The organism is Dokdonia ponticola (genome assembly GCF_042653865.1).
In the GTDB taxonomy this organism is placed as follows: domain Bacteria; phylum Bacteroidota; class Bacteroidia; order Flavobacteriales; family Flavobacteriaceae; genus Dokdonia; species Dokdonia ponticola.
The window spans coordinates 147,124-167,167 of sequence record NZ_JBHSFV010000001.1; the positions used below are offsets into that span (position 1 = coordinate 147,124).

The 20,044-nt window shown below is 35.2% G+C and carries 17 protein-coding genes; all 17 read left to right on the forward strand.

The genetic code is table 11. The features are described from left to right. Nucleotides 1-8: 8 nt before the first annotated feature. Nucleotides 9-146: a hypothetical protein gene (locus ACFO3O_RS00675; RefSeq protein WP_379976592.1), complete on the forward strand. Its 138-nt coding sequence runs from the start codon at nucleotides 9-11 to the stop codon at nucleotides 144-146. A 142-nt stretch (nucleotides 147-288) separates the two neighbouring features. Beyond that, nucleotides 289-5,238: an ATP-binding protein gene (locus ACFO3O_RS00680; RefSeq protein WP_379976593.1), complete on the forward strand. Its 4,950-nt coding sequence runs from the start codon at nucleotides 289-291 to the stop codon at nucleotides 5,236-5,238. A 365-nt stretch (nucleotides 5,239-5,603) separates the two neighbouring features. Further along, on the forward strand, nucleotides 5,604-7,835 hold the full coding sequence (locus tag ACFO3O_RS00685; RefSeq protein WP_379976594.1) for a SulP family inorganic anion transporter: 2,232 nt from the start codon (nucleotides 5,604-5,606) through the stop codon (nucleotides 7,833-7,835). Nucleotides 7,836-8,280: 445 nt separating this feature from the next. Then, nucleotides 8,281-8,502 (forward strand): hypothetical protein, encoded by a 222-nt coding sequence (locus ACFO3O_RS00690; RefSeq protein WP_379976595.1) that lies wholly within the window; start codon nucleotides 8,281-8,283, stop codon nucleotides 8,500-8,502. Between the two features lie 2 nt (nucleotides 8,503-8,504). Next, a complete protein-coding gene (locus ACFO3O_RS00695) occupies nucleotides 8,505-8,810 on the forward strand; it encodes a type II toxin-antitoxin system RelE/ParE family toxin (RefSeq protein WP_379976596.1) in 306 nt (101 codons plus the stop codon). Nucleotides 8,811-9,079: 269 nt separating this feature from the next. Continuing rightward, nucleotides 9,080-10,777: an amidohydrolase gene (locus ACFO3O_RS00700; protein ID WP_379976597.1), complete on the forward strand. Its 1,698-nt coding sequence runs from the start codon at nucleotides 9,080-9,082 to the stop codon at nucleotides 10,775-10,777. Nucleotides 10,778-10,835: 58 nt separating this feature from the next. Then, on the forward strand, nucleotides 10,836-11,171 hold the full coding sequence (locus ACFO3O_RS00705) for a hypothetical protein (RefSeq protein ID WP_379976598.1): 336 nt from the start codon (nucleotides 10,836-10,838) through the stop codon (nucleotides 11,169-11,171). Nucleotides 11,172-11,178: 7 nt separating this feature from the next. Next, nucleotides 11,179-11,466 carry a hypothetical protein gene (locus ACFO3O_RS00710; RefSeq protein WP_379976599.1) on the forward strand — a complete coding sequence of 96 codons (288 nt, stop codon included), beginning with the start codon at nucleotides 11,179-11,181 and terminating at the stop codon, nucleotides 11,464-11,466. A gap of 145 nt (nucleotides 11,467-11,611) precedes the next feature. Further along, a complete protein-coding gene (locus ACFO3O_RS00715) occupies nucleotides 11,612-11,845 on the forward strand; it encodes a hypothetical protein (RefSeq protein ID WP_379976600.1) in 234 nt (77 codons plus the stop codon). Next, a complete protein-coding gene (locus ACFO3O_RS00720) occupies nucleotides 11,845-12,162 on the forward strand; it encodes a type II toxin-antitoxin system RelE/ParE family toxin (protein ID WP_379976601.1) in 318 nt (105 codons plus the stop codon). The genes ACFO3O_RS00715 and ACFO3O_RS00720 overlap by 1 nt, the downstream gene beginning before the upstream one ends. Nucleotides 12,163-12,370: 208 nt before the next feature. Beyond that, nucleotides 12,371-14,101, forward strand: a complete 1,731-nt coding sequence (locus ACFO3O_RS00725) for an alpha-amylase family protein (RefSeq protein WP_379976602.1) — start codon at nucleotides 12,371-12,373, stop codon at nucleotides 14,099-14,101. A gap of 163 nt (nucleotides 14,102-14,264) precedes the next feature. Next, nucleotides 14,265-15,125, forward strand: coding sequence for a bile acid:sodium symporter family protein (locus ACFO3O_RS00730; protein ID WP_379976603.1), 861 nt, complete (start codon nucleotides 14,265-14,267; stop codon nucleotides 15,123-15,125). Between the two features lie 136 nt (nucleotides 15,126-15,261). Next, nucleotides 15,262-15,474 (forward strand): hypervirulence associated TUDOR domain-containing protein, encoded by a 213-nt coding sequence (locus tag ACFO3O_RS00735; protein ID WP_379976604.1) that lies wholly within the window; start codon nucleotides 15,262-15,264, stop codon nucleotides 15,472-15,474. Nucleotides 15,475-15,591: 117 nt separating this feature from the next. After that, nucleotides 15,592-15,954 (forward strand): VOC family protein, encoded by a 363-nt coding sequence (locus tag ACFO3O_RS00740; RefSeq protein WP_379976606.1) that lies wholly within the window; start codon nucleotides 15,592-15,594, stop codon nucleotides 15,952-15,954. 115 nt (nucleotides 15,955-16,069) lie between these two features. Then, a complete protein-coding gene (locus ACFO3O_RS00745) occupies nucleotides 16,070-16,789 on the forward strand; it encodes a TetR/AcrR family transcriptional regulator (protein WP_379976607.1) in 720 nt (239 codons plus the stop codon). Between the two features lie 127 nt (nucleotides 16,790-16,916). Next, nucleotides 16,917-18,242 carry an ABC1 kinase family protein gene (locus ACFO3O_RS00750; protein WP_379976608.1) on the forward strand — a complete coding sequence of 442 codons (1,326 nt, stop codon included), beginning with the start codon at nucleotides 16,917-16,919 and terminating at the stop codon, nucleotides 18,240-18,242. A gap of 696 nt (nucleotides 18,243-18,938) precedes the next feature. Beyond that, complete coding sequence (locus tag ACFO3O_RS00755; protein ID WP_379976609.1) at nucleotides 18,939-19,946, forward strand: 3-oxoacyl-ACP synthase III family protein; 1,008 nt, start codon at nucleotides 18,939-18,941, stop codon at nucleotides 19,944-19,946. The last annotated feature ends 98 nt before the right edge of the window (nucleotides 19,947-20,044 follow it).

Here is a 20,044-nt window from a genome sequence, read left to right on the forward strand (position 1 = left end):
CATCTTATTTGGAAATATTCCAAATTTATGGAGTTGAATTGGTTTTGTGTGGGTTGTTCTTCAAAATTTATTTTACAGGATTACGGGAAACCGTAACGATTATTGGGTGGGATTTTGGAGATTGGGGGATTAGAGTACTGACTTAACATACTAGGAAAACTATAATACACAATCAAAATGTTACTGATTACTAGGTATTTACTAATTTTTTAATATATTTAAATTCTAATTAAAAGTAAACCATACCAGTTATTAGTTTTTTTATCAATAGCCAATTCAAAAGAACATATGTCAAAAACTACTTCAGATGACTCCTCTGCCAAAATAAAAGATGTCTATATTGAATTAGATAACTATAAATTTTTTCATACTCCATATAATGTTGAAAAAGCCACAGAAATGAATAAACGTTTCGTAGGCAGGGAAAAAATAAAAGATAGGATTAGAACGCTTTTAACTAATGATTTATCAGGTTATGGAACCTATCTTATTACTGGATTTAGGGGAATGGGAAAGACCAGTGTTCTTAGACAAGCGATCGCTGAAGTTAATCAGGATAAGAAAGAAAAATTACAAAACGATAAGAATGAACAATATAGAAAAAGAACTTTTTTAGGCTTATTTAAACGATTAGGTTGGTTTTACTTAATAAGTAACTGTGTTATATATCTATTTTTTGACTTCCCTTTCAAACTTTTTAAGAACGAATATCAATTAATTAACACTCTTCTACATATTGTAACTCATTTAACAATTTTCACTATTGTATTCCTCCTTGTAGTCTGGAAAACAAGTAATTACCTTAAAAATAATAAAAATGATCAATTTAATTATTTATGGGAAAAACCTAACTGGGTGTCTTTTTGGTCTTTTATTAAACTAGCATCATTTTTATTTATAATAGTAATAATTACTCTTTATTTTGTTTATCCTACAGAGTTTTGTGGACTAGATAAATTTGGTTTTAATTGCTTTAAATTTAATCTAGCAAAAATTCCTATTAAAATTTCAAATTCTAGTAAATACTTTTCTTTGATCGCTGGACTTCTTACTACATACTTTATAATTTCTGCAGTATTATTTTCATACGATACACTCTATAGATATCGTTTTAATCGTACATTAAAAGAAGAGGAAGGTAGAAAAGAAAAAAGTAGTTATAAATCTTTTGAAATAAACTTATCGCAAGACACTATAAGTGACCGAGAAGTATTAAAAAGGATTAACGATAAAATTTTAGAATATTGGGAAGCTGAAGAAGAAAAATTGAACAACCATCAATTCCAAAGAACAATCTACAAACCATTTTTATTCTTGATTAAATTAACCAGCACTGGTAAAAAAAGAAATATTTCCAAATACCACCAAATCAAGTATCGATTACTTTCATTAAGAAAACGACTGGAAGGCTCAGTAAGTCAGTCACAAGAGTTAGGGTCAGAATCAAACTATATTCCTAGTCTTATAAGAGGTGTAACAGGTTTTAGCATTCAAGATAGTAAATCAACAGATAATAATACTGTAATGTACTCTCCTTCAACCGCAAAAGAAGCTGAAGATGAATTAATTAGTATTTTTGACGAAATACAAGTTTTTATCGAAAGTCAATCAATTATAGAAGACCAATTTATTTTTATTGTAGATGAATTAGATAAAATAGAACCCCAATCTAATTCACTTCTAGATGAAAGAGAATTTTCTAATCCAGCAATGGATACTAATATTAATATTCCAGGATCCAGAGAGTATAGAAAAAGACAAGAAGCTGTTGCAAAACTATTAGCAAATTTAAAAGGGTTTTTAAGTACTGCAAAAGCTAAGTTTTTCTTCATAGGTGGAAGGGAACTATTTGATGCTGACTTGGCTGACATTGCAGATCGTGATTCTTTTTATAGTAGTATTTTTAATGATGTAATATATGTAGATAGTTTCTACAAAGACAATCCTACAGGAGTGGTTGTAAAAGGTATTTCTGGCTTGACAGAAATTTTTCTTATTAATTTGATAAAACATAATCCCATAGAGGGGGGGAAAGACGGTAGATATAATTTAAAAAAATTATTCAATCAAGTTCAAATAAATTTGGATCTAGGTCATTTTTATATAAATTCAAAATCTTCAAAAAATATACAAGAAGAACTTAATTTTAAAGAATTTAAAATATTCTCTTTACTTCAAAATTATATCATTTATCTAACTTATAGAGGAACAGGATCACCTAAAAAACTAACTTCATTAGTAGAAAGCTTAATTGTATCCAAAAACTATGGTGAAATTGAAGAGAGTGCTATAGTTCTTCTCCAAGAAAAAGGACCAGATAAAGAAGATAAAGAAGCAATAGAAAAATTTAAAAATAGAAGGCGTGTGTATATAAAATTTGGATTTAACACTCAATATGAAATCAATTTAACCAATGATATATTAAGGCCCTATTTAATAACAAATAGTCGTTTTTTAACAAATATAGGAGATAAATTATTGTTTTCTACACCTTTTATTTTTGATCACATTATAAAATTTTATCCCTATGGGTTTGCATGGCGAAACTTAGAATTGATTCCCGAAGTAGTTTTGGTAAATAAAGAACCTTACTTGAGGGATCATATTAAAAGTATTTTAAAATATTTATCCAATAGCCATATTAAAGAATCAGTCAGCGGTTTACATGATTTCAAATTTCATAGCATTGTAAAAAAAGAACTTGCCATCTTAACTAAACGTTCTGATCTTGCGGCAGCTGCTTTTAATTTCACATTAGATGAATCCCTTTTAGTTAAGAGACACTATAAAAAGAAACTCATTGAGTTGAGAGAAAAATACAAAAATTATCAACCTCTAGAGGGAGATAATCAATTTATCCATTCTTTAAGTTTTGTACAAACCATTTTAGGGGATTTATATTTTTACGATAAAGAATATGATGAAGCTATTTTATATTACACAGAATCTATTCAATCTCTGCGACTTCCCAACGCCATAGGTAATCGTTATCTCACTCGACATCAATACCTAATATGGTTACGCAATAAATTAAAAATAGGACTCACTCTTGAAAAAATAGAAGCCTATGATAGTGCTATATCATTGTATAGAACTTTAATGATAGATAGCGAAATCTATCTTAAGAAAATTGTCAACAGTAATTTGGAAACATATAAGGAAGAGATCACTTTACCTTATTTTAGGCGAAGAGAAAAAAAGGAAACAAGGATTAAACCTGAAATAGGTGGGATTGATCACAGGTCAGAAGATCATCGAAATATGCATCTTGTTACTTTACCTTTCGTTGCTCAACTAACAGCTATTGAAAAATTAAGAACGGACGGAATAACCTACTCAAACTTATATCAAAATAAAGAAGAACTAAAAAAAATATTACATCCAGAATATGATCATAAATTATTGCAAGATTCTAAGCAAAAATCATATTTAGTACAAGATGATTATAGAAAAGGTTGGTTATGGGCAGATTACTTTTCAAATGTTGGTAGCATCTTGTTTTATAAGAACTGTCAATTCACAAGATTTTTTAGTCCAAATGTGTGGAATTCTTATAAAAATGAAGAGAATGGTGATGATTTTAAAGAATCTGAATTTTATCAAGATGAAAAATATTATAGTGACACTAACTCAAAAAGAATGTTTGATAGTTCTTTCTATTTAAAAACTCATTTCCCAAAACTATTTAGACAATTACATTTACAATACAATAAAGAAAAAAAAACGCAAGAAGTTGATAGGGAATCTGATTACCATCCTTCTCTTACATCTATTTGTTATTACTGGGAGGCCTTAAATGAATTAACAATTTATCAATCATACAGAATTGATTTAGCATTAAAAAAATATGAAATTATTACTACTGATAAAAGTAATTTTAATCCTCTTCAATATGCCGCGTGTTATCTTCTTCCTGAATTTATTGATATGATAAACACTAGAAGGTTTTATTATTTAGGAAATGTTATTAGTAAAATAGGAGATGCCATTTTGGCTTCTCTTAACAGCAACATTAAAAACACATTAAGTTTTTGCGACATAAAATCATACGATATCTTAAAAAAAAATATTAGTAATGGAATAAATAAAACTAGTGATGAAAAAGAAAACTTAGAAAATTTCTATAAAACCGTCATTTTGGAACTAAAGACTGAAAACCTCTTTTCACTTAAAAAAGTTTTATTTATTTATTCACTAGCTAACGAATTATATAAAAAATCAAATCACAATTATAATTATACATTTGGTCAAAAAAAAATACTAATTATCATCAAAGAAATTACAGATTCTCTTTCTCGATTAGATAAAATTATTTATTACAGTGAAATTGAAAAAATATCTGAAAAATTATGTGAATCTATCATAAGATCTAATTCTTGGTATAATACTATTTCTAATAGAGCACAAATAAAAAAGTATCGAGATATTTTCAATTTGAGCGGTGATAACAATAGTGTAGAAAACACTTTGACCTACAATAATGTATCTAATAACAGTGATGCTCTAGAAGCTATCATCCTAACTGAAACCATTAAGTTAAAATTAAATAGATTTGATCTTGAAAAAAGAATAAAATTAAAAGAAACTGACACTGTACACTCTAAGTATATTAGATTACTTGAATTAAAATATCATACAGAAATACAATATAAGAAAGTAATTAATTTAGTTGGTAAAGGTGTTTTTTCTAATCAAATAATCTTTAAAGGAAACCAAAAAAAACAAATTGAAAAGTTTACGATAGAAGCTCTTTTTGCATTGAGAGAGAGTATTAAGATTATTCAAATGTACTCGCCCGGGTATATTATTGGATACTCATATCTAGCTACTGCACATATGTGGTCTGGGGATTGGTGTAAGCTGTATGAAAAAAATTTAAGATATAAAAATTATGATGCTACTCCAAAACAATTAGATGATCTATTAAATAATGATATAAGAGAAATAATAGGTCAAAGTAGTATGTACTTTCTAGAGTCCAACTATCAATATGAAACAGCCATACAAAATTATCATAAAGTATTACAGATGCATTCTGAAGGATTAGCTTATAAAGATAAGTTATGTGACTTATTTGTTTTGGAAGATGATTATAATGATAGTCTTACTCATTTTAACCTTGCATTAGAAAGATTTCAGGTAAACACAGGTCAGATTAGGGAAAGAATTGATTATTTAAAAACGATAGTTGATAATAGTAAAATATATGAATATGAAAACTATTCTAGTCAGGAATAGTATAAATATAAGAAAAATAACAGAATACAATCATGCTGTAGCTAAAGGAATAATTGGAAAAACTTACTCCGCTGGCGCCAGTTTGTAACTGGTGCCCCAAGTTAGATGGGAACATGCCCCCTCTCCCACCACTTCCCAACTCGCATCATTCCCAATAGCCACCATCGACATCTAGAAACCCTTCATATACTTTCGCGTAAGCAAAACAGTTCTAATTGGGGGAAGCCTACACCCATTCACACTAAAAAAACAATTTCATTTCCCAATTCACCAAACAACAATCATGGGATACCCCAAATAACTCCAAATATTTACTATTTTAGTCAATTCGGCTCCTAATTATAAATTATTGGATCATTACGTGAATGGAAAGTACACCAAAAAAAGGGTTTCAGGGATTAATTGAAAATTGGCAAAGTGATGTCATAGCAGCCGTGAGTGTGGCACTTATTGCGTTACCGCTTTCCTTAGGGATTGCGTTAGCTGCGGGAGCTCCTGCCATGGCAGGGATCTTTTCTGCCATTGTGGGTGGGGTGGTGACCACCTTTTATCGAGGGGGACACATATCTGTCAACGGTCCTGCCAAAGGCGTCATTGGGGTGATCCTTTTAGGGATTGTATTAATGGATGATGGTACAGGGCAAGCCTTTAATTATGTGTTGGCGGCTGTGGTGGTTTCGGGGGCGCTTCAAATGCTCTTAGGGATCCTGAAATTGGGTCGGTTAGCCGATATTTTCCATAGCTCCGTGATCCACGGTATTTTGGCGGCTATTGGCATTATCATATTTGCCAAACAGATCCATGTTGCCATGGGCACCCATTCTGATAGCCCAAGCATTGTACAAAACCTCATTGATGCGGTTCTATACCTACCACAAGCCAATCCTTTTGTGGTGGTTATTGCGTTAACAGGATTGCTTTTATTACTGTTTCAATCCAAAATTAGTAATCGGTTTTTCCATTGGTTACCGGCTCCCATGTGGGTTATTGCGCTCTCTATTCCATTTGTCTATGCTTTCAATTTCTTTGATCCACATACGCTTTCGGTATTTGGTAAAGCCTACGAGGTAGGTCCAGATTTATTGCTGGATATTCCCGATTCGATTGCAGATTCCATCATGCACCCCAACTTTGGTAAAATCAATACGATTGAATTCTGGACCACTGTATTTTCTATGTTGATTATCACGAGTATTGAATCCTTAGCCATTGCCAAAGCCGTGGACAAAATTGATCCTTATAAACGAAAGACGGATTTGAATAAAGATTTGACAGGGATTGGATTTAGTACCCTCGTCGCTGGTTTGATTGGAGGTTTGCCCATTATTGCGGTGATTATTCGAAGTACAGTCAATATTCATAATGGTGCGAAAACCAAATGGTCTAATATGTACCAAGGGCTTTTGTTGTTGCTTTTTATCGTGGTATTGAGTCCCGTCATGCGACAAGTCCCGCTATGTGCGTTTGCGATATTATTGGTCTATACTGGTTTTAAATTGGCATCACCAGCGGTCTTTAAACAAATGTATAATCAAGGGACGGAGCAGTTAGTATTTTTTATAGGTACCATGATTTTAACCCTCTATACGAATTTATTAGTTGGGTTATTGGGTGGGTTGTTATTGGCGCTCGTCATTCATATGCTATTAGCGAACGTGTCCATCCCTGAATTTTTTAAAATGATTTACAGATCGCGTACCAAATTGATACAGCGATCAGATGACAGTTTTGATCTAAAGATCAGAGGAATTGCGAATTTTTTAGGCATTATCAAAATCGATAAATTAGTGGCTCAAATTCCTGCTGGCGCTAATGTCAATATTGATTTGTCAGAAACACGGTTGGTCGGCATTACCTATATGGACTACTTGGTGGAATACTTAAAAGCACAAAGGGCTACTGGTGGTAAGGTTTTTATCACAGGATTAGATTCACATGTTTCATCATCTACCTATAATAGAGCGTTAAAAATTAGTTTTGCTGGCGCTGGCGCGAAACTATCGCAACGACAAAAACGATTACGAAATTTAGCCACTGAGAAAGACTATCAATATACAAGTCAGGTGAATTGGAATACGGAATATCTAAAGAGATTCCACTTTTTTGAAGTGAGACCTATCGAACGCAAATACAATTGCCTGAAAGGAACCTATAAAGAGTTGGAGGTGTCTTGGGAAATTGCAGATATTACCTTCAATGAAGGGCAGACATTTACAGCGGAAACGTTTAACACCACACTCATGATCTTAACATTGAATAAAAAAATACCCGTTTTTACTATGGAAAAAGAGGCGGTATTAGAAAAAATATTTGACCGAGTGATGGCATTTACGGGCTATAAAGACATTGATTTTGAGATGTATCCCGATTTTTCTAAAAAATTCCTACTGATGGGGAATAATGAATCTGAGATTCGGTCATTTTTTACAGATGAAATCATTCGTTTTTTCGAAAATCATCAGATTTATCATATAGAAAGTAATGGGGAAGCACTCATTGTTTTCGATAAGATTAAGTTGGCTCGTACCGATGAAACCATGGCATTTATAAACTATGGGAAGGAACTAGCCACGCTTTTAGATGCAAAAACAATATAATTTGATTCTCAGATACATACATATGAAACTCGTTTAAGGAATCAAATTCACAAAAAACCTCAACTTTCCCCTCTCCTTTTGTATAGCTATTTCTGGTGGGCGACTGCATACGTTCCAAAAGAAAGGAAATCGTAGCATATCATCATACCAATACAAAGAAAAAAGAATGTATAAAACGACACGATTCAATCGTGCGGTAAAGCAGACTTTAAAATTGGCACCTGAACCCGCATTATACATTAGAACTTCGTAATGAGGCTTAAAGAAGTAATAAAATATGGTATTTTCTAAGTTTTAGCATAGCATCGTTATGGTTAAACTTAAAAATGTAGTGTAACGGTATATTTTGAAGCTTGTTTAAGTTGTAATAGATTTTCTAATGCATAATGCGGGTTTAACTAAGAATGAAAAAGATTCGCTATTTTTGTAAGTAATTAGATGTGTAATGAATATTCAAGCAGAGAAAATAGAATTAGCAAAACTGTTGTTAAGTACTAACAACCCTGAAATTATTCAATCAATTAGGCAAATTTTTAAAAAAGAAAAAGCAACTGATTTTTGGGATGATTTGTCATCAGAGCAACAAGCTGAAATCGTTCAAGGAATAACAGAAATCCAAGAAGGAAAAGTAACGGATTACAATTCATTTATGGTGAACCATAGATAGAAATGAAGAGAAAGGTTAAAATTTCTAAAACAACTGAAAAGAAACTAGAAAAGTTGTTTGATTACCTTCTCCAAAATTGGTCGCAAAAAGTAAAAACCGATTTTATAAAAAAATTAGATAAATCTGTTGATCTGATTACATCCACTCCCGAAATCTTTCCTGAATCTGAGAAACAAGTTGGATTGCATAAATGTGTTATTACTAAACAAATCACATTATACTATAGATTCGATGCTGAAACAGTCTATTTGATTACAATTTTCGATACGAGACAACATCCTGAAAAATTAAGGGGAGACCTAAAATAACGTAAGTTCGACGTAAATAACTAGTTGATTTCTTAGGTATTTTTTCGCTTAAAGCGAAAAACCACAATGAGCTTCCTCCGTCGCTTCTCCTCGCCCAAAGCTCACGCTTTATCGTTTCCAAGGCTTCAAAAATTTTTAACGAAAATCGCCATCGCTTCGTCTCGCCCAGAACTTACATTCTGTCGTATACTGGAGAAAAAGAATGAAAATTTATATCGAACTCACATTAATTTACTAGATGCGACTATCTTTGAAAAAACCGCCAATTCATGAAAAAAGCCTTTTTCTGTAGTTTATTACAAGTATTAGGATTCATCCTATTTCAGTCTTGTACCCCACCCCACACCACTGCTGACTTAATTATCTTGAACGGAAAAGTAGCAACCGTGGATAGTACATTTTCTATCCAAGAAGCCGTGGCGGTGAAAGACAAAAAAATAGTGTTTGTCGGATCACAAGAAGAAGCCCAAGCATTTATAGGAGCAGATACACAGCGGATTGACGCAACGAATATGCTGGTGCTTCCAGGGCTTATTGATGCGCATGGTCATCTGGTGAGTTTGGGGAATCAATTATCGCAACTCTACACCAGTGACAGTAAAAGTTACGAAGACATCGTAAAAAAAGTCCGCGTAGCGGCTCAAAATACGCCAGCGGGTGAATGGATCATCGGAGGACGATGGGACCATAACACATGGGAAGACAACAGTTTCCCTTGGCATGATGCATTGAGTGAAGTCTCTCCTAACAACCCTGTGTATTTGTCACGCGTCGATGGGAATTCGGCCTTAGTAAACCAAAAAGCGATGGACATCGCAGGGATCTCCGCAGCTACTAAAAATCCAGAAGGGGGTACGATCCTTCGTAAACCAGATGGTTCGCCTACAGGCGTATTGATTAATCGAGCTATGAATCTGGTCAAACAGCATTTCCCAGAAATGGGTATGGAAGAACAAAAAAAACGCATCCAACAAGCGGTTGATGCCGCCAATAAAGACGGATTGACGGGCGTGCATGAAGCAGGGATTTCTCTATTTCAGGTGGATGCTTTTAAGGAACTCGTACAAGATTCGATATTAGATATGCGAGTGTATGCGATGTTAGGCGATCAAAAAAATCCAGAATTTGCCAGTGAAGATTTGGTCGAGTACTTTAAATCTATACGCATTGAGGAAATGGGAGGTGATCTATTTAGTTTAAAAAGCTTAAAACTCTATTTTGACGGTGCCTTAGGATCGAGAGGGGCTGCTTTTTTTGACCCGTATGAGGATGATCCGCATAACACAGGCTTACTCCGTATCCCTCCTGACTACATTGTGGAAGTCGCCGAGGCTGCCTTACAAGCCGATATGCAAGTGTGTACACACGCGATTGGGATTCGTGGTAACCGATGGTGTCTCGATGCTTATGAAGGAGCACTGGCTAAATTCCCGAAAGACGATCACAGATTTCGCATAGAGCATGCACAAGTCGTAGAGGCAGAAGATATTCAACGGTTTAAGAAATTGAACGTGCTGCCCTCAGTACAACCAACACACTGCACGTCTGACAAGCACTTTGTCGTGGATCGTATTGGCGAAAAACGCGCTGAAGGCGCGTATGCATGGCGCTCTTTTATCGATGCGGGACTCATCATGCCTTGTGGTTCTGATTTTCCGGTGGAATCCACCAATCCGCTATTGGGGATCTATGCGCTCGTTACCCGACAAGATGTGCAGGGACTGCCTGAAAATGGTTGGTTTCCAGAACAAAAAGTAACGATTGAAGAAGCCATCAAAGGATTCACGATATGGGCCGCCTACGGGGCTTTTCAAGAGGATATCCTAGGATCTATTGAAGTCGGAAAGTATGCCGACTTTACCATCCTAGATCAGGATCTATTGACGATTGACCCGAAAGAGATTCTAAACACGAATGTTATCTATACGATTGTGGGTGGGAATGTTAAATATCAACGACGAGAATAAATGAAAAAACTACTTGACACCTAGTTTGGTAACAACTACTCATATTGAACATCATAAAATGAACGAAGATTTTGAATTTTTTAAAACAAGTATGCCTTTAACAAGAAAGGCCGACTACTATTTAGGATGCTTAGACGGTTCTATATTCATCGATTTCAATCGTACAATAGAAAATCATATTTCACTTGTAAGAATTTCATTTGATCGCTATGGATGCTGTAATCTTGATGATAAAGGATTGAGTTTAAATAAAACAGATTCGGAGAAATTTATCAAAGAAATGGAAAGTGAACATTTGAATCAAAAGACAATATTTAAACTAGTTAAAGAAATCATAGAAATCAATAAAGATCATATTTGGATAGACGCAATTGAAGAATACAAATTGATTTAGGGATAAGATGGATAAGCAAAAACTTAGAGAATTAGAACGAAGAATTGACGAAGTCTTATTCTATGTCTGGGATCCTATTGGAGTATCTGACATACCAGCAGCAAGAGGTGAATATAGTTCTTACACAATGACAATTCTTACATATGTTCTCGAAGAAGACTTGAAGAAAATAGCATCTCAATTGAGTAAAATTGAATCGAGTTCAATGGGATTAACAACTAATGAAATAAAGAACATGAAAATTGCTGAACTGCTGGTGGACTTTAAGCATGCCGTGGAAGAAGAATTAAAATAATTACATACAAAACTATCCTCCGTTGATGAACTATTGCATCACTTTCCGAAAGAAAAGAGATCATTACGTCTTTGAACACTAATATGTTCGGTAGCTGATTACCTACTTCGATAATTTTGTATCTTTGATAAAAAGCTACATACTCATGAATTTAGAAGCTCGAAAAATAAAATTTGTACAAGAATTTTTAAAACTTCAAAGTGAGGAAGCTATTTCTCGTCTTGAAAAAATATTGAGAAAAGAAAAAAATGCTTCAGACGAGCAAACCTTTGAGCCAATGTCACAAGATGATTTGAATCAACGAATTGATACATCAGAGTCTGATTTTCAAAATGGTCGATTTAAAAGCAGTTCAGAGCTTCTAGCCAAATATGAATAATGGTATTGAAAATTATTTGGTCAGCATTTGCTGAAACTCAACTTAACGAAATCTATACATATTATGAAAAGAAAGCAAGTCCAAGAATTGCAAGAAAAATTGTAAGAGGAATTATCAACGAGCCAAAAAAATTGATAAAAACACCACATATTGGACAAGAAGAAGAGTTATTAAAACAAAGAAAAAATCAATATCGGTATTTAGTTTTCAAAAATTATAAGCTGATTTATTCTGTAGATGTAGAAAATGGTTTCATAAAAATAGCCGATGTTTTTGATACGCGACAATATCCACCTAAGATAAAACGAACAAAATAAGTCTGTTGTACATACAAACTCAATTTGCATCTGTTATCATCAAGAAATACGTATTCCTCCCTCCTCTCCTTACTTTAGAAATTTCCGAAAACTTGCCTGCCCGTCAGGCAGGAGCGAAAATAAATACACTCCACAAACACCCACCCATCTTTTACAAATTGTGTATCTTGAAACCCTGAACATCTAAACACCCAACAAACCCAAAAGCATGAGCAAAATCAATAATGGCGTGATGCTAAATGCCTACCCAGATAGTATCGGAACGCACCTCAAAGACACGGTGGCTATGTTACAATTGCCTGCCTTTAGAGAGACTTTTTCGCTGTTTTATGTACTGCCAACTTTTTTTAATAGCGATTTGGATCGTGGGTTTTCAATCATAGATTATAATATCAATGAGGAGTTGGTGTCTACAAAAGATTTAGAAGCCCTAGAAGCGCTCAACATCATGCTCAAGTTTGATATTGTCCTGAATCATCTATCAGTGGCGTCACCGCAGTTTAAGGATATGATCACACACGGTGATGACTCCAAATACAAAGATTTTTTTATCAACTGGAATGAATTCTGGGAAGGCAATGGGACGGTCAATGATGAAGGATTGGTGATTCCAAAAAAGGAATACCTGGACAAGCTCTTTATGCGAAAGTCAGGTTTGCCGATTTTACATGTGGTATTCCCTGACGGGAAAGAACGGCCGTATTGGAATACGTTTTATCAGAAAATAAGCTATCACCCTATCGCCCCTGAAGATCTTAAAGGCCTCGCAGGAATTTCTACCGAAGCTACCACAGCGATTTGTAAAAAAGTAAATACCGCCATTGCCGAAAAAAAAGACCTCACATCTATTGATTTTGGCGATTATAAAGCACATACTGCCGCGATTTTAGCGATTGTGAATAGCAAACGGAGTTATTTAGGGCAAATGGATGTGAATGCCAAATCCCCGTTGGTATGGGAATTTTACGAAGAAGTATTGGCAAAAGTGAGGAGTTATGGCTGTCAGATCTTACGATTGGATGCCTTTGCCTATTTGCATAAGGAAGTCGGCGAAACCAACTTTTTCAATAAACCGGGAACGTGGGACTATTTGGCAAGAATTAATGAGATTGCCCAAAAAAACGATCTGGTATTATTGCCTGAAATTCATGCCGAATACGGACTCCATTTACACGATGAAGTAGCACAAAAAGGCTATGCGATTTATGACTTTTTCTTACCTGGACTTTTAATCCACGCCATCGAAAAAGGAACGCATAAAGCGCTTCTCGCTTGGGGAAAAGAGGTCATCGAAAAAGGCTATCAAACCGTGAATATGCTGGGATGCCACGACGGGATTCCTGTGATGGATCTAAAAGGGAAGGAAGTCAACGGCGTGTATCAAAAAGGGCTATTGGAAGATGTCGAGATTGAAGAAATGATGGCGCTCATTTTAGAACGTGGCGGTCGTGTCAAAAACCTGTACGGTGCTGACGGTCAAAAAATCGGCTATTACCAAGTAAATGCCACTTATTTTAGTGCGTTGGGGGAGAGCGAACAAAAACTATTATTGGCAAGAGCAATTCAATTGTTTATGCCTGGGATTCCGCAAATTTGGTATTTGGATATTTTTGCAGGAACCAATGATTATGCCGCCGCCGATGCTGCGGGCGAAGGTGGTCATAAAGAAATCAACCGCACCAATTTGAGTATGGATGATATCAAAGCGGGGCTTGAAAAAGAAGTCGTACAAAAACAGTTAGAGATGCTTCGCCTACGAAATACGTCTCCAGCATTTCAAGGAAGCGTGACGTTTCATAATACTTCACAGGATCGTGTACACATCACTTGGACTCACGGTGATGAATTTGCAACGCTAGACGCAAATCTCAAAACACATGCCTTCTCCATTCGGTACACAGAAAATGGAGAGGAAAAAGTGTGGAAGATCTCTCATTAATTGGATGAACTTTTGATAATTTAAAAGAGCGTAGTATATTTTTTCGCTTAAAGCGAAAAGAACAACAGCTAGTATCGATTAATGATATCTCCAAATCTTTCCCTACTTTTAGAAAGTGCTTAAAAGCACTGATTCACAATTACCTAACTAAAACCAACCTTTTATGGATATTGGAACGATTATTCTTGCTGTCGCATTGATTATTATTATGTTTGGGATGGGGTTATCCCTGACTATTCAAGATTTTACACGCTTATTCCAACGTCCTAAAGCGATTATTGTCGGTTTACTCAATCAGATCATACTCTTACCACTGATTGCTTTTTTACTCCTCTCCATCATGGATGTAGATACAGATATTGCTATTGGTGTGATGATTCTTGCCGCCTGTCCAGGTGGCCCCACCTCTAATTTGATTACACATCTTGCCAAAGGCGACACTAGCTTATCGGTATCGCTTACCGCTGCCAATAGCTTGATTACGATTTTTACGATTCCATTTGTGGTGGACTTTGCGTTGCGACAGTTTCTCAATGCCAACGAAATGATTCAAATAGATAAACTACAAACGTTGATTCAAATCTTTGCCATTGTCATTATTCCTGTCTCCATTGGAATGATGATCAAACGCTCAAAACCTGTTTTTGCAGAAAAAATGAACAAGCCTGTCAAAATTGCTTCGGCGGCCGTACTATTTTTGGTCATTATTGCTTTGGTCATAAAGAAAAAAGAAGATCTCATCCCCTACTTACAACAAGCAGGAATCGCTACGTTGGTATTAAATCTTATGACGATGGGCATTGGTTTCGCGACAGCTAAAATTGCAAAACTCAATAGTGTACAATCCATCACCATCGCGATAGAATCAGGAATTCAAAACGGAACGATGGCAATTGCCATTGCATCAGGTATTTTGCTGAATGAAAACTACGCCATTGCACCAGCCGTTTATAGTCTTATTATGTTTTTAACCAGTGGTATTGTGATTGGCTTAGGAATCAAAATGGCGAGTAGGCCTTCCTAAAAATAAACTATCTCGGGCATTAAATCCTTTGGCGATGTCAATAAAATAACAATCTGCCAAAATTATGTAAAACCCATCCCATCTATTCATTGTAATTTTATATTCTTAAATTTATACATCATAAAATCAACAAAAAATGATACGAAAAGGAACAGAAGTTACATGGAAATGGGGAAACGGACACGCTACAGGTACTGTAAAAGAAACGTACACAACATCAATTACGAAGACCATCAAGGGTTCTGAAGTTACTAGAAACGGATCTGATGAGGACAAAGCTCTTTTTATAGAACAAGAAGATGGAGATACTGTACTAAAATTAGAAAGTGAAGTAGAAAGAGCTGAATAGCTTTTTTAAAATTATCACTATCTATTAAATATCTAAGCTTTCGCGGAAAATATATACAACGTACACGCTTCTCTGAAAATAACGTATCTTAAATCTTCTTAAAATTAAAACCAACCCATGGACTACGACGTTACTTCCATCAGAGCTTTTATTGGCGCTAAAGATTACGAACTTTCTAGAAACTTTTACCTAGATCTTGGTTTTGAAGAACGAAATTTAGGTCCCACAATGTCTTATTTTAAACTAGGTGATTTTGGATTTTATTTACAAAACGCCTACGTAAAAGATTGGGTAAACAACACGATGCTATTTCTAGAAGTAAAAGACTTAGAAGCCCATCTCAAACAAATTAGAGCGCTGCAACTCGAAAAAACCTACAAGAACGTTCGCATCTCAGATATACATTACAAGGACTGGGGAAAAGAATTTTTCTTATACGATCCATCAGGTATTTTATGGCATATCGGTAGCTTTGAATAATTCTGATTTTAAGCAAATTAGGCATTCAAAAAACACTCCCTTCACCCGTCACACCATCCTTTCATATATTTTGAAACAACTTTAACAATATATTCTGTTTAACGATTCTGTGAATATGGTAAACATTATCTATATTTACAGTAATATTAAAGAATATATGGCAACCGTAAAGAAAACGACTAAGAAAAAATTAACTGCTACAGATATTATATCTGAATACATGGACTATGTATTAGAGCATGGTAAAACACCTCCAACAATTTATAAATTTTGTAAAGACATCAAATGCACGGAAGCAGATTTTTATCAATTCTTCGGTTCTTTTGAAGGTTTAAAGAAACATATTTGGGTTGCATTGTATGACAGCACCGTAGCCACGTTACACAAAGACAAAGATTTTGAAAATTATCCAAACAAAGACAAAATGTTGTCTTTCCTATTTACCATGTTTGGAAATTTAACTGCGAATAGAAGTTATGTGTTATTTGTATTACAAGAACACAGCGCACCTCTTAAAAACATGGCGCAACTTAAAGAATTACGTACAAAAGTACGTCAGTTTGCTACAAGCCTGATTGAAGAAGGAAACGAGAACAAATCCTATAAGATTACTAAAAACCCAGTTCAGTTGTTCAGTGAAGGAGCTTGGGTTCAATTTTTATTACTCCTAAAATATTGGATGAATGATAATTCTCCAGGTTTTGAAAAAACAGATGTGGCGATTGAAAAATCTGTAAAGGCTATTTTTGACGTATTTGAAACAACACCTCTTGAAAGTATTATTGACTTAGGGAAGTTTTTAGTGAAGGAGAATTTTGCTTTCGCGAAAGCGTAAAAAGAGAGATTAAAATAAAATAAAACTTCATTGATTAATAGATGGAGTGAAAACAAAAGATTCCCTCCTCCGAGGGAATAAATAGAATTTAAATAATGAGGTTCCCTTTTTCAAGGGAATGAAGCCTATGAAAACAATAGACCACATACCTACCAATAGACTACAACGAGCATCCAAACTCGTAAAAACGGGTGCTAAAGTGGGGGTGAATTATGTGAAATACTACGGTGAGAAAGTGGTCAATCCTTCACTCACCAAAGACAAACTAAATGAAGACAATGCCGAAGATATTTACGACGGCTTAAAAAGTTTAAAAGGAAGTGCGCTTAAAGTAGCACAGATGCTTAGTATGGAAAAAAACATTATGCCCAAGGCATATGTTGAGAAGTTTTCGCTCTCTCAGTTTTCTGTACCACCGCTTTCTGCGCCACTAGTTCGTAAGACTTTTAAAAGATACTTGGGTAAATACCCAGAAGATTTATTTGATACGTTTGAAGCTCAAAGTGTAAATGCTGCTAGCATTGGCCAAGTACATAAGGCGATGCTGGATGGGAAAAAACTTGCTGTGAAAATCCAATACCCTGGAGTAGCAGATAGTATCAGTAGTGATCTGGCTCTAGTGAAACCGATTGCTTCCAGAATGTTTAATTTACAAGGAAAAGGAAAAGAAAAGTACTTTAAAGAGGTAGAAGACAAATTACTGGAAGAAACCGATTACACACTAGAGCTTGCTCAAAGTATGGAGATGGTCACAGATTGTGCATCCATTCCAAACTTAAAGTTCCCGACGTATTATCCAAAATTATCTAGTGAGCGTATTCTCACCATGGACTGGATGGAAGGAGAACATTTAAGTGAGTTTGTTTCCCACAATACAAATCAAGAAGCTGCAGATCAATTGAGCCAAGCATTATGGGATTTTTATATGTTCCAAATGCATCGCCTCAAAAGAGTACATGCAGATCCGCATCCAGGTAATTTTTTGGTAGATGACCAACATCAATTAATTGCTATTGATTTTGGATGTATAAAGCATGTACCAGATACTTTTTATGTGCCCTACTTTGAACTCGCTGAAAAAGAAAACATCAATAATCCAGAAGTATTTAAACAAAAGCTTTTTGAATTAGAGATTTTAAGAGAAGATGACACACCAGATCAGGAAGCATTTTTCTCGAAACTATTTCATGAAATGTTAAGTCTCTTTACAGAGCCATTTCACAAAGAAACATTTGATTTTAAAGACACTACGTTCTTTGATAAGATCGCAGCGTTGAGTGAAAAATATAGTAAAGACCAAGAGATTCGTAAAATGAACGGAAATCGCGGAAGCAAGCATTTCCTATACATCAATAGAACATTCTTCGGACTTTACAATTTAATGCACGATTTAGGAGGTCGTATCAAAGTCAACAATTTTGAGCAATACACCTATAAGAAACGTGTCGCATAAAGATTAATAATTGATTAGTTTATACTTTTCACTTATTTGGTTAGGTTGTTTTTAAAAGAGCGCTTTAGTCGAGCGCTCTTTTTTATTAGTGAAACGCTGTTTTGAAAAGTCCAAAGGACGAATTCAAAATAGCTAGTTGAACCTGCCTATGCCGGCAGGCAGGCTAATCCCGCTTTTTCAGCGGGATCTCTTTATGTTTTAACGTAACACTGTTTTGAAAAGTCCAAAGGACGAATTCAAAATAGCTAGTTGAACTCCTGCCCGTCCGGCAGGCAGGCTAATCCCGCTTTTTCAGCGGGATCTGAAATCTAATACTTCAAAGCTAAAATATATTTGATTAGATGCCGCTTTGGTGTACCTCAGAGATCGTTTACTAGTGAAACACTTCTTAAAAAAGTAGCAAATCAACAGGTTTAAAAAGCCAATTAGACCAATACGAACTTTCAATAGGAATTATATCTTCATAACCTGCTTCTAAGATCGAAAATTATTTTTTTACAGAATGCATTGTGAAATAACGCTAAGGATTTTATCCTGAAAAGTTACTATGCGCGCATACTAAACGATACATTCTTTCTTCTTACAAAAGCCCCAAAGGCATATATTTGCGTCACGACTTTTTTCACTTTCGTGAAAACGTATACGGTAAAATCGGGTGCGTAATCTTATGATTGTGATAATTTTAAAACCAACTATATGTATAATTCTAGAATCGCCGGATTAGGCGCATATGTTCCTGAAAATATTGTTACTAACGATGACTTATCCAAACTTATGGATACCAATGATGCCTGGATACAGGAGCGAACTGGAATTAAAGAACGTCGCCATATCAAAAAAGGGGATGGGAATTCTACAGCAAAAATGGGCGTAAAAGCCGCTACGATTGCGATAGAGCGTGCAGGATTGACTAATAAAGACATTGATATGATTGTTTTTGCAACATTGAGTCCAGATTATTACTTTCCTGGTTGTGGTGTGCAGGTACAACACCTTATGGATATGGAGACCGTTCCAGCATTAGATGTCCGTAATCAATGTAGTGGTTTTGTATATGCCCTCGCCACAGCAGACCAGTTTATAAAAACAGGCATGTATAAAAATGTCCTTGTAATTGGTGCCGAAAACCATAGTGGTGGTTTGGATTTTACAACAAGAGGGCGTTCGGTTTCTGTGATTTTTGGAGATGGTGCTGGTGCCGCTGTATTAACTCGTGAAGAAGATCCTACCAAAGGAATTCTTTCTTCGCATTTGCACAGCCAAGGAGAACATGCATTAGAACTCTCCCTTAGAGGTCCAAGTACAGAACAATGGGTGCCTGAAATTATAGCCACTAATCCTACAGAAGATATTCCGTATTATCCATATATGAACGGTCAGTTTGTATTTAAAAATGCCGTCGTTCGTTTCTCTGAAGTCATTAAAGAAGGATTAGCAAAAAATAATCTTACTGCAGCAGATATTGATATGCTCATTCCGCATCAAGCCAATCTTCGTATTGCACAATTTGTGCAAAAGAAATTTGGACTGACTGATGATCAAGTGTTTAATAACATCCAAAAATACGGAAATACCACCGCAGCTTCCATTCCTATTGCCCTAACGGAGGCTTGGGAAAAAGGAAAGGTAAAAGAAGGAGACACCGTTGTCCTCGCTGCTTTTGGTAGTGGCTTTACATGGGCGAGTTCGATTATTAAATGGTAAAAGCCCCCTAACCCCCAAAGGAGAACTCTAACATTCTATAAAAACTAAATCAAAAACTCCTTCCCTCAGCGAGGGAAGGTGGATGTGTCGAAGAATGA

Bases quoted from the DNA above. Each gene is read 5' to 3' on its own strand.
- ACFO3O_RS00720 (WP_379976601.1), top strand. From the start codon at position 11,845: ATGGTATTGAAAATTATTTGGTCAGCATTTGCTGAAACTCAACTTAAC.
- ACFO3O_RS00690 (WP_379976595.1), top strand. From the start codon at position 8,281: ATGAATATTCAAGCAGAGAAAATAGAATTAGCAAAACTGTTGTTAAGT.
- ACFO3O_RS00695 (WP_379976596.1), top strand. From the start codon at position 8,505: ATGAAGAGAAAGGTTAAAATTTCTAAAACAACTGAAAAGAAACTAGAA.
- ACFO3O_RS00730 (WP_379976603.1), top strand. From the start codon at position 14,265: ATGGATATTGGAACGATTATTCTTGCTGTCGCATTGATTATTATTATG.
- ACFO3O_RS00735 (WP_379976604.1), top strand. From the start codon at position 15,262: ATGATACGAAAAGGAACAGAAGTTACATGGAAATGGGGAAACGGACAC.
- ACFO3O_RS00705 (WP_379976598.1), top strand. From the start codon at position 10,836: ATGAACGAAGATTTTGAATTTTTTAAAACAAGTATGCCTTTAACAAGA.
- ACFO3O_RS00725 (WP_379976602.1), top strand. From the start codon at position 12,371: ATGAGCAAAATCAATAATGGCGTGATGCTAAATGCCTACCCAGATAGT.
- ACFO3O_RS00745 (WP_379976607.1), top strand. From the start codon at position 16,070: ATGGTAAACATTATCTATATTTACAGTAATATTAAAGAATATATGGCA.
- ACFO3O_RS00700 (WP_379976597.1), top strand. From the start codon at position 9,080: ATGAAAAAAGCCTTTTTCTGTAGTTTATTACAAGTATTAGGATTCATC.
- ACFO3O_RS00685 (WP_379976594.1), top strand. From the start codon at position 5,604: ATGGAAAGTACACCAAAAAAAGGGTTTCAGGGATTAATTGAAAATTGG.
- ACFO3O_RS00740 (WP_379976606.1), top strand. From the start codon at position 15,592: ATGGACTACGACGTTACTTCCATCAGAGCTTTTATTGGCGCTAAAGAT.
- ACFO3O_RS00715 (WP_379976600.1), top strand. From the start codon at position 11,612: ATGAATTTAGAAGCTCGAAAAATAAAATTTGTACAAGAATTTTTAAAA.
- ACFO3O_RS00710 (WP_379976599.1), top strand. From the start codon at position 11,179: ATGGATAAGCAAAAACTTAGAGAATTAGAACGAAGAATTGACGAAGTC.
- ACFO3O_RS00755 (WP_379976609.1), top strand. From the start codon at position 18,939: ATGTATAATTCTAGAATCGCCGGATTAGGCGCATATGTTCCTGAAAAT.
- ACFO3O_RS00750 (WP_379976608.1), top strand. From the start codon at position 16,917: ATGAAAACAATAGACCACATACCTACCAATAGACTACAACGAGCATCC.
- ACFO3O_RS00680 (WP_379976593.1), top strand. From the start codon at position 289: ATGTCAAAAACTACTTCAGATGACTCCTCTGCCAAAATAAAAGATGTC.